Origin of the sequence: Bradyrhizobium sp. CB1015 (assembly GCF_025200925.1) — a bacterium.
Lineage (GTDB): Bacteria > Pseudomonadota > Alphaproteobacteria > Rhizobiales > Xanthobacteraceae > Bradyrhizobium.
The window spans coordinates 2,370,967-2,384,745 of the sequence record NZ_CP104174.1; the positions used below are offsets into that span (position 1 = coordinate 2,370,967).

Sequence of the window (13,779 nt, forward strand, 5' to 3'; positions counted from 1 at the left end):
ATTCGGAGGAGCAGCCTATGCAGTCAATTTCGACGATTGGGCTTGATATTGCGAAGTCGGTCTTCCAAGTGCACGGCGTTGATGCAGCCGGCCAGGTGGTCGTACGCCGTCAGTTGAGGCGCCGCCACGTCTTGGCGTTTTTCCAGAAGTTGCCGCCATGCCTGGTGGGAATCGAGGCTTGCGCATCATCGCACTATTGGTCGCGCGAGCTGCAGGCGTTGGGGCACAGGGTTCGATTGATGCCTCCGGCCTATGTGAAGCCCTACGTGAAGCGGCAGAAGAACGACGCGATGGACGCGGAGGCGATCTGTGAAGCGGTCACGCGACCCAACATGCGATTTGTGCCGACCAAGACAGTCGAGCAGCAGAGCTGCCTGATGCTGCATCGAGCGCGCCATCTTTTCATCCGTCAACAGACAGCAGTGATCAACTCGATCCGTGCCTATCTTGCCGAGTTCGGAATCGTTGCCCCTGTCGGGCGCCGAGGTGTCGAGCAATTGTTGGAAGTTGTCGCTGATCCAGCCGACGATCGTCTGCCCGAGGTGGCCCGAGCATGTCTTACTGCTCTCGGTGGTCAATTGCGCGCCCTGAAAGTTCAGATCCTTGAGTTTGACCGCCGCATCATCGCCTGGCATCGATCAAATGCGACGAGCAAACGGCTGGACGCGATCCCGGGCGTCGGGCCGGCGTTGGCAACAGCGCTGGTTGCCAGTATTGCTGACCCCAAGGTCTTTCGATCGGGGCGGGACTTCTCAGCGTGGGTCGGGCTCGTACCAAAGCAGAACTCGAGCGGGGGCAAGGACAAGCTCGGCAGCATCAGCAAGCAAGGCGACCGTTATTTGCGCAGCCTGTTCACGGCTGGCGCACTCGCCGTGATCCGCTATGCCAAGATCCATGGTACTGGCCACCGGCCTTGGCTCACTGGACTGCTGGCGCGGCGGCCAACCAAGGTTGCGGCCATTGCGCTCGCCAACAAACTCGCCAGGATGGCTTGGGCAATGATGGCCAGGAACGAACGCTATCAGGAGCCGGCCGCGCTGGCGGCCTAAACGAGATCGCGTCGGGCATATCCGGCGTGACGTGACGGTTGGGGAGGACGAAAAGCACGTAATGCAGTGCCGGTCGATCCGGCGATCAGGACAACCCACATGGGCCATGGCATCTCGAATGCGTGCTTTTGACCGGGACCTAATCCGCGGAGGGCATTATGGCCAGCGGTCACGTGTACCGCGCGAAAAGGCCGAACACATGGCTGCTCCGACCAACCCTGCTGCGTGAAGATTCTTCTTGCAACCCGGAGCCGTCCACACATGGCCCATCGCGACAAACACGGCCCGCGCGTCGATGTCGGCGATGAGGGCTAAACCAGACCCGGCATTGACCGGGTCAAACCGACGCGATTGACCCGAAGCAGACGTCGCGGCCGTAGAGGCGTGTCACACAATTCTCCGAATTACTGCGGGTTCTACTTGCGGCGGTCGAGTGCATCAATATTCGACCGAATTTCGCTGGCCTGACGCGGAATGGGGTGCGAAACTCGCGCCGTGCGGTCTTGTCCACGCAGTAGGCCAGCATGGCTGACATCCCGACCACTCGCTATGTCAAAAGTGACGACGTCCATATTGCCTATCAGGTGATTGGCGACGGTCCGCGCGATCTGCTGTTCGTTCCGGGTTTTGTCTCCAATCTTGAAGCGCTCTGGCAGTCGCCGGCGCGCACCGCCTTTTTCCGCAGGCTTGCTACGTTTGCGCGGATCATCATGTTCGACAAGCGCGGCACCGGGATGTCCGATCGCGGCTCCCAGATCTTCACACTTGAACAGCGGATGCACGACGTGCAGGCCGTGCTGGACCAGGTTGGCTCCCAACGGGCCATTTTGTTCGGAATATCTGAGGGCGGGCCGATGTCGTTGCTTTATGCAGCGACCTATCCCGAGCGCACGTCGGCTCTGGTGCTTTACGGCACCTATGCACGACGTTCGTGGGCGCCCGACTATACCTTCGCATGGACAGATGCGCAGTGGAACACTTTCCTGGATGACATAGAGCATCACTGGGGTACGACGGATGCAATGAGTTTGCTGATGTGGGCACCCAGCGTGGCCGAGGACAAGCACGCCCTCGAGCAAATCGCTGCCTACTTCAGGGCCTCAGCAAGCCCCGGCGCGGCATCTGCCATCATGCGCATGAACCGGGATATCGATGTCAGAGATATTCTGCCTGCTACGCGCGTACCGACGTTGATTTTGCATCGCACCGACGAGCGCGTCATTGACGTGAAGCATGCCCGCTACATGGTCCAGCGGATTCCTCGCGCCAAACTGATTGAGCTCAACGGCGAGGACCATATGGTCTGGGTTGGCAATCAGCACGCAATTCTTGATGAGGTCGAAGAGTTCGTCACCGGGCATCGGCAAGCAGCGGAGCCCGACAGGGTGCTTGCGACTGTGCTGTTCGTCGACATTGCGGGATCGACGGAACGCGCCGCCGCACTCGGCGACGGCGCCTGGCGCGTGCTGCTCGATGCGTTCTATGCCAAAGCACGGGGCGTTCTCAGCCAGTATCGAGGACGTGAGATCAACACCGCCGGCGACGGGTTTCTCGCCACGTTCGACGGCCCAGCGCGCGCCGTGCGCTGCGCCAGCGCAATCAGTGATGCGGTGCACCCGCTCGGTCTGAAGGTCCGCTGCGGTTTGCATACTGGCGAATGCGAATTCGTCGCTCACGATATTGTCGGCATTGCCGTACATATTGGCGCGCGTGTAGCAGCACTAGCCGCCCCGGGTGAAGTTCTGGTCTCACAGACGGTTCGCGATCTCGTAGCAGGCTCCGGCTTGACGTTTGAAGAGCGCGGCCGTCACGTCCTGAAAGGTGTCCCCGACGAATGGCGCCTGTTCCGCGCGGTAACATCCTAGCACACTTTCACAAACTATGCGATTAGCGCGCTGAACAACCGCTCCTGACCGGTTGCGGCATCAGCCCGCATCCCATGTTGCAGCAGCGAGACGATTTATGCCTCAATCAAAGCACTCATTCGAGTCAGTACAATGCTGCCTCTTCCGACCATTGAGCGACTGACAGCGTTGGCAACTTCAGCTTGGTACGACATCTCGGTCGGCGTTGCATCCAACCATCCTCGCAGCTAGTGGCAAGTCATTTCGCGCTGTAGTTGGATTTTTATTCGCGCAGCAGCGATCTTGAGTTGTTTGATGAAGTATTGCCGAAACAGAAGGCTGATACGATAGATTTTAGGTTACTGGCCCTGTTCTTTTGTGCCGACAACCAAGTCAGCCAATCGCTCAATTCCGACGCTCGAACGCCGAGCTGCGAACAGGCTATCGGAGAGCGATGAACGGGCTATATCGTCCGCCACTCGTGGCGGAGATTCTAGCCATATTCAGAACAACGAGGGCAGCCATGCCCGCCATCTTCGACCTGCTTTATCGCGAATACTGCCGCGCTCGTCTCGCTGAAATGCGGAAACACCTTCTGATTGTCAGACAAAATCCTGAAGACCTAGAAGCCGATTACGCTCGTGCTGATCAGGTAGTTGGCAGGACAGGACACGCAGCGCGAGATTTGTTGCGCGACGCTGAATTGAAGCGAACAGCCCAAAGTACGTCATTTCGGTTGTGAGGGCTCAACTCATGACGAAGCACTTTTCAAAGCGCATTGTGAACCATGTGCTTGTAGGCGTCACATCTGTGGTAACAATCACGATTGCAGCGACATCGGTGAGAGACCCTATTGTTGCGGCCTTTGCTGCCTCTGTTCCTGGCCCATTCCATCTTGCGACGGAAAAGGCACTTGCAGGTGCGCTGCCGAGCAAACCGCAGCTCGCCCGCGCGCCAACACGTTGTCGACCTCGATCTGTTCCTCTGCAATGGAAGGTGGACCAGCTTTTCCAGCCGCCTGCGGCTCCTTACCACAAGTCCCAACCCAGGGCCGCCGCTACCCTTGAGGATTAACGCGAAGGGCAAGCCGACGCTTTGCTTTCGTTCGCTCCGCCGCGATCACCGTCGCCTACGTTGAAGATGTTATCTGCCTGTGAAGTAGATTACCTTTCTTCGTTCTTGGCGTGGGCTAGTGTGAAGAACAGTTCCTACTTGACGGAGACTCACAATGTTCGCAGCAGTCAAATGGAACTCCCCACACGGCCTTCGCGAATGGGTCATGATGGCTGTGGCGCTCGTCATCGGCACACAGGCAAACCGGCAGAATGGCGAAAGGAAGCAAAGGCAGCCACTCTGGAAGCGTTTCGACGACACCCATCATTGGGATGCAACCGCGGAAGAGTGGGTCTCGAACCTAGACCGCTAATCGTGCCGCGCATATGCCTTTCGCGCGGTGGCATTGGACTGCAGAAAGTTCATCTTCCTGACTGAGGCCTCTGGGGGGCGCAAGCAGGAGGCAATCTGATTATGCGTGCGGATTCTTTCGGTTCTTGAGGGATTCGAAATCGATCTTCTGTGCGTTAACTTCGAACGTGGAGAGAGCGGCGTTTTTGTGACTGGTCTCGCACTTCTGCTTCTGGCCCGTCGCTGCCGGATCCCACGGCCGAGGATATGTAGGCTGTCGCGAGAAAGACCGGATCTAACTTAAAAACCGGCCCAAAACGTCGCGATTGACCCCCTCGGAATTGCAGCCACTCCAACAGCATGTTCTGTTCTGGTGGCCTCGCCTCCCCCAAGCCTACGACGGCGCAATCTCCACCAGGAAATCCATGGCGGCGCGCGCGCGGTTCGCGCAAGATCGGGATGAGTGACGAGCAGCAGGTCGACTGATCTGACACGCTCCGGCGGAAGGAGCTGGATCAGGTCCGGATCGCGATTGCTAGGAGAACGCAGATATGGCACGCTTGCTAGGAGAGGCTGCCGTGATCGAGCGCCTCCATGCCGGCGGCATGGTGGCGAAGACGACAAGTGCAGCAGAGTTCAAGATGCGCGTCGCTGGCGATGTGGCCAAACGGGCTTCGGTCATCGCCGTTGCGAATATGGAACGCATCTGAAGGGTCGATGGCATGGAGATCAAGTTTGGTGGCAGACCAAATGCCATCGTGCTTGCGATGCTCGGTCCGAGGCGGCGATGACGAATCATGAGCTGCAATCCTCCGAATTTTATCGGGTGCGTTACTCCGGTGCGCTTCAGCAATTGCAAGACGCGGTCTTCTCCGAGGTATACGACGATTACTTCGGTCAAAGCAGCTGGATCACCACGGCCGACTATGATCGTTTCTTTTCCATGCTCGAGGTCGCGCGAGCCTCTAGCGTTTTGGATGTTGCTTCCGGCTGGGGAGCGCCGGCGCTGCGGCTTGCGCGCCGGACGGGGTGTTCGGTCGTCGGTATCGAGATCAACCACGAAGCCGTGGCGAGTGCGACCGCGCTTGCTGAACAGCTTGACCTTGCCGCCCGGGTCCGCTTCGAGCTGCGCGACGCGAGTCAGCCTCTAAGCTTCCCGGACGGCGCCTTCGACGCGATCTGCTGCTTCGACGCGCTCGGGTACTTCCTCGACCGGGACCGAGTGTTTGCGGAATGGTCACGCCTGCTTATGCCCGGGGGGCGACTGCTCTTCACCGAACTGATCGTTACGGGTCTGATATCGAATGAGGAGATCGCGCAGCGCTGGCCGTCACAAACCTTTATGATCTCAGTGCCGGGCCTGAGCGAGCGCCTGCTCGGGGAAAAAGATTTTAAACTTACTCATCGCGAAGACCTAACCCACACGTTGGCGGAGCTCGCCAAGCGCCATTGCGCGGCCCGTGTGCATCACAGCGCCGAACTACGAGCCCTCGAAGGCGACAATTTGTTCGACACCCTCACGACGTACAGAGCCGTGGCAGAACGCCTCGCGCGCGAGGGACGCCTCGCTCATGTTCTGTTCGTTGCGCAAAAGCCAGCTTAGCCGCGAGGCTCAGACGCTGTTTGATATGAACCGAAGATGTCTGCTTATGGCCCATCTGCGAAGTTGCGTCCAGGCGATCGGAAGTCCGCTCGTTGAGCCAGAGCGGCCAGATTTACTCAACCTGAGTTCTTCGCGTTTTGACCGTTTGCATAAATCGCTGTTCGCGAGTCGGGACGACGCTTCTGGTCAGTTTCGAAAGTTCAGAGCGACAAACGCGACACGCCCAAGGCTTCGACAAGAAAATCAATGAACAGACGCGCTCGCAGTGGGAGTTGCCGCTCGAACGCGTGCAGGACGTAGACCGGCGTGGTGAACATCGGTATCTCCGGCAGCACGACATTCAATCGTCCGGTGGCAAGCTCGTCCTCGATGGCGATGCGCATGAACTGCGTGATGCCAACGCCTTTTACGACTGCCTCAATCAAGGACTGAGCATCATCGCTATCGAAGGGGCCATTGGGGATGAGCCGCGTGCCGTCTGCAAAAGTAAATGCTTGCGGACGGCCGCCAAGCAGGTGGCGAAGGCAGGCATGCTGCGCGAGATCGTCGATCGACTGCGGGATTCCCCTCCGTTGAAGATATTCTGGCGATGCGCCCAGAACGTATTGCAGGACGCCCAACGAACGACCGATCAAGTTTGTATCTTCCAACTCTCCAATTCTGACAGCGAGATCGAAACCCTCACGGATGAGATCGACGCGGCGGTCTGTGACGCTGAGGTCGAGCTTAATGTCTGGATAGCGCTCCAGGAACGAGCCCGCCCATGCGGAAATCAGCGGGCGCCCAAATGTGCTCGGCACGGTTACCCGAAGCACGCCTCGCACGTTGCCCGGCACCTGCACGATGTCATCGGCTTCCTCTATCGCGCGCAGATGGGGGGCCACATGCTCATAATAAGCGGCGCCTTCGGAAGTCGGGCTGAGCGTGCGCGTTGAGCGCTGCAGCAAGCGTACACCGAGACGCTGTTCGAGGCGCGCGACGCTTTTCGATACCGCTGAAGGACTGGCGCCGATCGACCTGGCGGCGCCGGCGAAAGAACCTGCGTCAACCGTCCGCACGAAGGCCAGCAGACCGGCCGTTCTTTCCAAAATCGTTGTCATTCAGGACTTTTGATCACGAAAGAACCGAACGATTCACAGCTATACGGCTATCTATGAACGAATAAGTTGGTGGGTGCAACGGGGAATACTCCTTGGCCCCGTTCTGAGTCTTCCAATCCCTCCATCACTGAAGTTCGTACAAGAAAAGGGAATGCAGTATGTCTGCGCAAACCAAACCAACGATCGTTTTCTGCCACGGCATCTGGGCCGATGGTTCTTGTTTCAACAAAGTCATTCCGGCATTGCAGGCCGACGGCTACGAGGTAATCGCCGTGCAATATGGCCTGGACTCCTTCGAAGAGGACTTGGCGACGGTGAAGCGCACACTCAATCGTGTTGGCAGTCCGGTCCTTCTCGTCGGCCATTCGTATGGCGGAGCCACCATCACGGGCTCGGGCACCGACGAGCGCGTGCTCGGTCTCGTCTACATTGCAGCGGTCGCTCCGGATGCCGGCGAGACCGTACAGGACCAACTCGACAAGTACCCGTCGGATATTTTCTCTCGCGTCGAGGTCGCCGATGGGCGTGCTTGGATGCTTCCGAGCGGCACCGAGTTCTTCGCAGGAGATCTCTCCGAGGAGGACCAGAAGCTGGTTTGGGCCACCCATTATGCGCCCGTCTACAATCTGTTCCAGCAACAGAAGCTCAGCGCCGACAAAATCGCCTGGAGGTCGAAGCCAAGCTGGTACATTCTGGCCACGCAAGATCACACTGTGCATCCCGACCTGCAACGCTGGGTCTCAAAGCGCATGGGAGCGACCGTAATCGAGGTGGCGAGCAGCCATGTGCCGATGCTCTCCCAGCCTGATGTCGTTATTGACGTAATTCGAAAGGCCGCGGCCGCCGTTCAAAAAAGCTGATCGCAACAAGCATACATTGCCGAGCACGAGAGGTCGTTCGTAAGGCGACCTCTCTTATTCACTGGTATGCGATGGCCGCTTTTTGGCCCGTTTGCGACGTGCCAACTGGCGCTGAATATGTCCGGTTAGTGGGGAAGACCGGAAGTGTCCTGCCGACTGCCGAAACGGCGCTTTTGACCCATCTGCGACATCGATGCGTCGAGTTTGTTGTGTTGCACAACGCAGGGATATGCGGCGCCGTGCATAAGCCGGCGCGCAGCTTGAAATCGCCAGATTTTGTTGGGGCCACCGGCACGTCCTGCTGGCGTCGGCGTAATAATAAGCCGAGGAAAGCTGAGCCCCCGGCCCGCGGGTCCGGCCTTCGAGGTCGGTACCCACGAACTCAACCGGTTCTTTGGTGGATCACGATGAATCGAGGTCTCCGCTGGGACCCGACCTATCGCGTCAAAGGTGATCGCGCGCGAAATCGCGATCCTTGACGTCCGGCAGGAGCGCTGTGCTGACGATGCTGACGATCGCGCAGCCGAAGATGTAGAGCGCGATGACATAGCCCGAACCTGTGGCGGCCAATAGCGCTGTCGCGATCATCGGCGCCGGCCCGCCGGCAACCACCGCAGCCAGTTGAAAGCCGATCGAGGCGCCGCTGTAGCGCAGGCGGGGCGTGAATACTTCGGCAGTCAGCGCCGCCAGCGGCCCCCACATCAAATCATGGAAAAACAATGCGACGATGGTCGCCATGATCACCAGGCCGGGCACACCGCTGTTGAGCATCGCGAAATAGGGAAACGCGAAGAGCCCAGTGGCGGCCGCGCCGAAAACATAAACCCGCTTGCGGCCGAGCCGGTCAGACAGATAGCCGGATAACGGGATCGTGAAGAACGATATGAACGAGCCGACCAGAAGCGCTATCAGAATGAAGTCGCGCGACAGGTGAACGACCTGCATGCCGTAGGGGAAGATGAAGGCGAGGTAGATGAAGACCGGCGCCATTTCGCCCATGCGCACCAGCGCTGTGAGGGCGATCTCCCTCGGTTGGCGCTTGAAAACCTCGACGACGGGCGCGCGCGCCAGCCGCTCCTCGGCGATCACTCGCTGGAAGATCGGTGTCTCGAGGATTCCGAGACGAATCCACAAGCCGATTGCGAACATGACAATGCTCAGCCAGAACGGGACGCGCCAGCCCCAGCTCAGGAACTCTTCTCCGGACATCTGGCTGAACGCCAGGATCGCGAGGGTCGCCAAGAAGAACCCGGCCGGCCCGCCGAATTGCGGCCAGGCTGCGATGATCCCGTGATTCCGGTTGGTGCGCGCCCACTCCATCGACATCAGGACCGAGCCGCCCCATTCACCGCCGGCGCCGATTCCCTGAACAAACCGCAGGACGATCAGCAAGACCGCGCCCCAAATGCCGATCTGCTCATAGGTCGGGACGCAGCCTACCAGGAAGGTCGACAAGCCAGTTAGCAATAGCGTCGCGATGAGCGCTGCCTTGCGGCCGATGCGATCACCGTAATGGCCGAAGATCGCCGCGCCGATCGGTCGAGCGACAAAGCCGACTGCGAAAGTGGCGAACGCCTGCAGCGTGGCGGTGAGTGGTTCGGACGACGGAAAATACAATTTCGCAAAGATGATCGCTGCCATCTGGCCATACAGCAGGAAATCGTACCACGCGATCGTCGTGCCGACCGTGCTGGCGATGACCGCCCGGCGCAGGTGGGTGCGGTGCTCGAGCTCGGACATCGGTACGACGGAGATTTCAGCAGCCGGCATTGACGATCCTCCCCTGCCGGGCATCGGCCAGCCGAGGCCAGTACCGTGTCGTCTCGGGTCGACGATAACATCGGCCGCGGGCCAATGCACTCGGCTACCATCCCATCCTCGCCGCTTGCCCTCGCTGACGACGATCGAGTAGGGCCGAGTTCGGCGCACGCACTTCGCTGCACATGCTAAGGCCTCGATCTGTGGCGCGACCCAAAGACTCGGTGCGCTTCCCTGATGTCGGGGGTGTCGGGGCGACCGGAAAAACATTCGTTCAATCCGGTCCTTATGAGTCATGATCCTATTCGGACCTTGCTCTGGTCAGTGCTATTGTCTCGCGGTTGCTATGGCGACGGTGTAATTTCAATAAGACGTCTGCTCGGCGAGGGAGAGCCGGAGTGCTTGCCTCGATTGTTCTGCTTTTGGAAGCAGTGCTCGTAACACGGGATGATCGGGGTCCAGATTACCGTCGGCGGATGAGGACTATCCGAGGCAGCGAGTCCCATGCACCCTGGCCGGCAGTTGGAGTTTTTGAAGCGCGTCCAGATCCTGGCTGGTATATCGGAGATATCTTTGGAAGAGCTCGCCAAGACGTGCAGATGGCATACTTACAAACGCGGTGAAGAAATACTCGGGTATCGCGATCCTTCGAACAATGTATTCTTTCTTGTCTCCGGCAGGGTCCGCGCAATCATCCACTCTGCACGTGGGAAAGCTATCATCCTTAGGGACCTTAGGACGGGCGACATTTTTGGTGAGATTTCTGCCATTGACGGGAGTCCACGATCGGCATCGATCGAGGCACTGGAGGCAGCCACCGTCGCGACGCTGACTTCTAGTCAGTTTGAAAATCTGCTGCTCAAGGAGCCAAGCGTCGCAATGGCAACGCTGCGCCACGTCGCTGGTGAACTGAGGAGATTGTCGCAACGCGTGCTCGAGTTCAGCACACTTGTTGTGCAAAACCGAATTCAGGCGGAATTGCTCCGTCTGGCGGCTGATGCGGATAGAGACGGAGCGCAACCGTTGTTATCGCCGGCCCCATCGCTTTCCGACATTGCCAACCGTGTTAGCACTCATAGAGAAGCAGTTTCTCGGGAGGTAAGCCGTCTCACTTCGATCGGTCTGTTGCGTCGCGAGGGACGCAACCTGCGGGTCACCGACATCGGCCGTCTAGAAAAGCTTGTGCGCGACATCAAGGGCGAGTAGCCCACTCCTGGTGCGACGTGGCACGGGGTGCGCGCGATGGGCCGATCCCACCGCTCAGAATTTTTTTCGTACATTGGCAAAACTCAACGCTTGGTGCGATTCCTGGGCGTAGCCTCGCCTCACCGGGTCGACGATCACTATGTCTCAATCGGCTTTACCGGAACCGAGAGTAACGAACGGAGCAAACCCGATTCATAGGTACTTTGCACTGGTAGCCCTAGGTCACACCTGGACTTAAAATGGATCGCTAACCCCCAGCGGCGGAGCTAGCTTGTGTGGGGCTCGCTCACATTACGCGCCGGCGAAATTGATTTAGGTCATATTTAGGTCATTTTGGAATTGTGGTGGGAATATTCTGTTTGGTTTGAGAAGGAGGATTGCCATGAAGAAAATGTTCTTAGCGGCCGCTGTCGCGGCAGTGATGGTAGTCGGCTCCCAGGTAGAGGCCGCAGAACTTCCAAGCTTTGAATTGAAAGGCCTTCCGATCACGGGACATCAGGTCGCAGTAATGGGAGCGCAAGATGTTAAGCAACAGTCGGCGACCCCAACGCTGATGTATGGCGGGATGCCGGCGTCGCCGCATCAGATCGCCGTCCTGACGCCGCGGCCCAGCATGACCGCGAAGGGAGCGGCCGTGAAGCTGACCACAGTCGGCTTGTCAGAGCGATAAGGCGACAGCGGCGCTTGCTGGCGTAATGGCTTCGGTGGCCATCTGCTCCGTTGCCATCACAACGTATCCTTAGGACTGCACCCGCAAACAAGGCAGCGGCGACGATGCGTCTGCCGGCCGAGTTGGGACTCCGGAGATTGCGCAATGAGCACAACCTATAGAGCATTAGGGTGGAACAGACGGCTGGCTTCTGGAGGGCGCGTCGTCAGCTTTCTGGAAAGATGTTGGGAGGCATTTCAAGAAGCGGGCGAACGCCAGAGGCTACGCGCCGCTCTGTTCGATCTAAGTGACAGGGAACTGATGGACATCGGTACTTCGCGTGGCGAGATCGACTACGTCGCCTCGAACCGAGGGAGCGACCCGCGAGGCGTCCGATAAACGCAAGGAGAGTGCCATGCCAACTCGTTGTTTGCATCGCTCTCCCGGAGACCACGACCTCGCAATGCGCTTCCTTCAAGTCGATCTGGTATGGAAGCTATTGGCTCGAGGAGCCCAGGCGGCAATCGGCCGGCATGATCGCTCGAAATGTTACGACCGCAGCGTCGTGCCTTCGCCCAGCTCGGGACCGCTTGGCTTCAGTCCGGCGAGCGGTGTTAGCGATTGCCCTACGACTATAACCAGTCCCGGAGTACGACAGTCGTGAATCTGCATTTCGTCTCCCAGGAGAGGATGCGCGACCAAATTACCATCCCCAGGTTAGAGGTCGGCGAGCTGTCGGAGCGGAAAGGCCAGGGCCGCGACCTGCGAATAGATGCCTGTCGGGGCATCGCGCTGTGGTGCATCTTTCTCGACCATGTTCCCAACAACGTCGGAACTTGGCTGACGCTACGGAACTACGGCTTCAGCGATGCCGCCGAGGTATTCATGTTCGTTTCCGGCGTAACCTGCGCGATCGCCTACGGCAAGGCATGGCGCCGCGAGGGCTGGACCGGAGTGATCATCCGGACGCTGCGGCGAAGCTGGGACATCTATGTCGCATTTCTGTTGCTCACGCTCGCTTGCGCCATCCTGGTTCACGTTGCTGGCGGAGGCCGCCTTGCTGACGAGAGCAATACGCGCATTCTACTGGACCATCCGGGCGCGACGCTCGCGCGCACGGCGATCCTGCAATACCGTCCGGTCAATACCGACGTGTTGCCGACCTTCGTGCTTTTTCATCTCTCGTTCGCGCCCTTGCTGTGGCTGCTGCTGCGACTGCCGAACGTGACGCTTGTCGCCTCGCTGGCGCTCTATGCGCTGGTGCATATCTTCGGCTGGACCGTCACTGCGTGGCCGAACGGCCACTGGGCCTTCAATCCGCTGGCCTGGCAGTTGCTGGTTGTACTTGGCGCCTGGTGGACGATCGCGGGCGAGAGAGTGCTGCCGATTTTGATGACACGCACAGCTCTTACAGTTTCAGTCTTATATCTGCTGCTCAGCTTGATCGTCGCCTTGAGCTGGCGCATCAGGCCTCTGGAAGCAGTAATTCCGCAGCTGCTGAAGCTGTACCCCTTGGACAAATCGAATCTCGATCCATTTAGACTGCTGCATTTTTTGGCCATGGCAGTGCTGGCGACCTGGTTCATGCCTCGCAAATGGCCTGGGCCGATGACGCCGGTGATGCGCGGTGCGATCCTCTGTGGCCAGAACTCGCTACCAATCTATTGTCTCGGCGTTCTGCTGTCGTTCGCTGGCGATGTCGCCCGGCACGACATCTCGGACGGACTTGCGATGCAGATAGCCCTTAGTTTCGGTGGCATCGTGGCGATGATCGCGGCCGCAACGCTGCTGAACTTGCTCGACATCAAATCCAGACAGCAACAACGATAATTTCACGCTGCGACGACATTGCAGGTCCAGGGTCGGTTGGGTGCCACCTCTCTCTGACGCCTGATTTCGCGCGCTAAGGTGCGTGCCTGGCGCGGTTTTCCTCCGAGGCCTCGATGATGTCTGCTGTTGACCCTGGCTGTGTAAAAACGCGAACAGTCGAAAGCCAGCTAGAACCACGTTCTTTTGTTCGCCATTTCGCTTGAAATTGCTTGCGAGCATGAGCGCTACATCGGCCTTCGACGAAAAACTTGTGCTATCGCACTCGACCGTCGGGGCGTTTTCACACAGCCAAGACCCATAGCAGATATTGCGTACCTGAGTTTTGTCACAAAGAATGGCCGCGCGAACTAGAAACGGTTCGAGCGAACCTCTACTTCCTGTTTCTGAAGTACGATTTGGACCAGAGTTTATAGTGCTCGGTTGTCGCCATCCTCGAAAAACAGCTGATTAGCTCGCGTCATTAGCTGTCAACTCGC

13 protein-coding genes are annotated in these 13,779 nt (G+C 58.7%); 11 read left to right on the forward strand and 2 right to left on the reverse strand.

The features are described from left to right. Window positions 1–17 precede the first annotated feature (17 nt). The 6 genes from N2604_RS10775 to N2604_RS10800 all read left to right on the forward strand — a co-directional run bounded on the left by N2604_RS10775 (window position 18) and on the right by N2604_RS10800 (window position 5,900). Window positions 18–1,049, forward strand: a complete 1,032-nt coding sequence (locus N2604_RS10775) for an IS110 family transposase (protein ID WP_260374682.1) — start codon at window positions 18–20, stop codon at window positions 1,047–1,049. A 524-nt stretch (window positions 1,050–1,573) separates the two neighbouring features. Further along, the gene (locus N2604_RS10780; RefSeq protein ID WP_260374683.1) at window positions 1,574–2,914 is read left to right on the forward strand and encodes an adenylate/guanylate cyclase domain-containing protein; all 1,341 of its coding nucleotides are present in this window, start codon (window positions 1,574–1,576) and stop codon (window positions 2,912–2,914) included. Window positions 2,915–3,416: 502 nt separating this feature from the next. Then, on the forward strand, window positions 3,417–3,635 hold the full coding sequence (locus tag N2604_RS10785) for a hypothetical protein (RefSeq protein ID WP_260374684.1): 219 nt from the start codon (window positions 3,417–3,419) through the stop codon (window positions 3,633–3,635). 486 nt (window positions 3,636–4,121) lie between these two features. Then, on the forward strand, window positions 4,122–4,319 hold the full coding sequence (locus N2604_RS10790) for a hypothetical protein (protein ID WP_260374685.1): 198 nt from the start codon (window positions 4,122–4,124) through the stop codon (window positions 4,317–4,319). Between the two features lie 556 nt (window positions 4,320–4,875). Continuing rightward, window positions 4,876–5,007 carry a hypothetical protein gene (locus tag N2604_RS10795; protein ID WP_260374686.1) on the forward strand — a complete coding sequence of 44 codons (132 nt, stop codon included), beginning with the start codon at window positions 4,876–4,878 and terminating at the stop codon, window positions 5,005–5,007. A gap of 77 nt (window positions 5,008–5,084) precedes the next feature. Beyond that, entirely contained in the window at window positions 5,085–5,900 is an 816-nt protein-coding gene (locus tag N2604_RS10800) for a cyclopropane-fatty-acyl-phospholipid synthase family protein (protein WP_260374687.1), read from the forward strand. Between the two features lie 200 nt (window positions 5,901–6,100). Here the strand turns inward: N2604_RS10800 and N2604_RS10805 are convergent, their stop codons facing one another. Then, complete coding sequence (locus N2604_RS10805; protein WP_260374688.1) at window positions 6,101–7,000, reverse strand: LysR family transcriptional regulator; 900 nt, start codon at window positions 6,998–7,000, stop codon at window positions 6,101–6,103. A gap of 158 nt (window positions 7,001–7,158) precedes the next feature. Here N2604_RS10805 and N2604_RS10810 point away from each other — a divergent pair, with 158 nt between their 5' ends. Further along, entirely contained in the window at window positions 7,159–7,860 is a 702-nt protein-coding gene (locus N2604_RS10810) for an alpha/beta fold hydrolase (RefSeq protein ID WP_260374689.1), read from the forward strand. A gap of 444 nt (window positions 7,861–8,304) precedes the next feature. Here the strand turns inward: N2604_RS10810 and N2604_RS10815 are convergent, their stop codons facing one another. After that, entirely contained in the window at window positions 8,305–9,915 is a 1,611-nt protein-coding gene (locus tag N2604_RS10815; RefSeq protein ID WP_260374690.1) for an MFS transporter, read from the reverse strand. A 276-nt stretch (window positions 9,916–10,191) separates the two neighbouring features. On the opposite strand from N2604_RS10815, the gene N2604_RS10820 reads away from it, so the two are divergent. The 4 genes from N2604_RS10820 to N2604_RS10835 all read left to right on the forward strand — a co-directional run bounded on the left by N2604_RS10820 (window position 10,192) and on the right by N2604_RS10835 (window position 13,303). Next, window positions 10,192–10,824 carry a Crp/Fnr family transcriptional regulator gene (locus N2604_RS10820; protein WP_260374691.1) on the forward strand — a complete coding sequence of 211 codons (633 nt, stop codon included), beginning with the start codon at window positions 10,192–10,194 and terminating at the stop codon, window positions 10,822–10,824. A 382-nt stretch (window positions 10,825–11,206) separates the two neighbouring features. Next, entirely contained in the window at window positions 11,207–11,494 is a 288-nt protein-coding gene (locus N2604_RS10825) for a hypothetical protein (protein ID WP_260374692.1), read from the forward strand. Window positions 11,495–11,638: 144 nt separating this feature from the next. Beyond that, the gene (locus N2604_RS10830; RefSeq protein ID WP_260374693.1) at window positions 11,639–11,872 is read left to right on the forward strand and encodes a DUF1127 domain-containing protein; all 234 of its coding nucleotides are present in this window, start codon (window positions 11,639–11,641) and stop codon (window positions 11,870–11,872) included. 261 nt (window positions 11,873–12,133) lie between these two features. Then, window positions 12,134–13,303 (forward strand): OpgC domain-containing protein, encoded by a 1,170-nt coding sequence (locus N2604_RS10835; protein ID WP_311739967.1) that lies wholly within the window; start codon window positions 12,134–12,136, stop codon window positions 13,301–13,303. Window positions 13,304–13,779: the final 476 nt, after the last annotated feature.

Bases quoted from the DNA above. Each gene is read 5' to 3' on its own strand.
- N2604_RS10775 (WP_260374682.1), top strand. From the start codon at position 18: ATGCAGTCAATTTCGACGATTGGGCTTGATATTGCGAAGTCGGTCTTC.
- N2604_RS10780 (WP_260374683.1), top strand. From the start codon at position 1,574: ATGGCTGACATCCCGACCACTCGCTATGTCAAAAGTGACGACGTCCAT.
- N2604_RS10785 (WP_260374684.1), top strand. From the start codon at position 3,417: ATGCCCGCCATCTTCGACCTGCTTTATCGCGAATACTGCCGCGCTCGT.
- N2604_RS10790 (WP_260374685.1), top strand. From the start codon at position 4,122: ATGTTCGCAGCAGTCAAATGGAACTCCCCACACGGCCTTCGCGAATGG.
- N2604_RS10800 (WP_260374687.1), top strand. From the start codon at position 5,085: ATGACGAATCATGAGCTGCAATCCTCCGAATTTTATCGGGTGCGTTAC.
- N2604_RS10805 (WP_260374688.1), bottom strand. From the start codon at position 7,000: ATGACAACGATTTTGGAAAGAACGGCCGGTCTGCTGGCCTTCGTGCGG.
- N2604_RS10810 (WP_260374689.1), top strand. From the start codon at position 7,159: ATGTCTGCGCAAACCAAACCAACGATCGTTTTCTGCCACGGCATCTGG.
- N2604_RS10815 (WP_260374690.1), bottom strand. From the start codon at position 9,915: ATGACTCATAAGGACCGGATTGAACGAATGTTTTTCCGGTCGCCCCGA.
- N2604_RS10825 (WP_260374692.1), top strand. From the start codon at position 11,207: ATGAAGAAAATGTTCTTAGCGGCCGCTGTCGCGGCAGTGATGGTAGTC.
- N2604_RS10830 (WP_260374693.1), top strand. From the start codon at position 11,639: ATGAGCACAACCTATAGAGCATTAGGGTGGAACAGACGGCTGGCTTCT.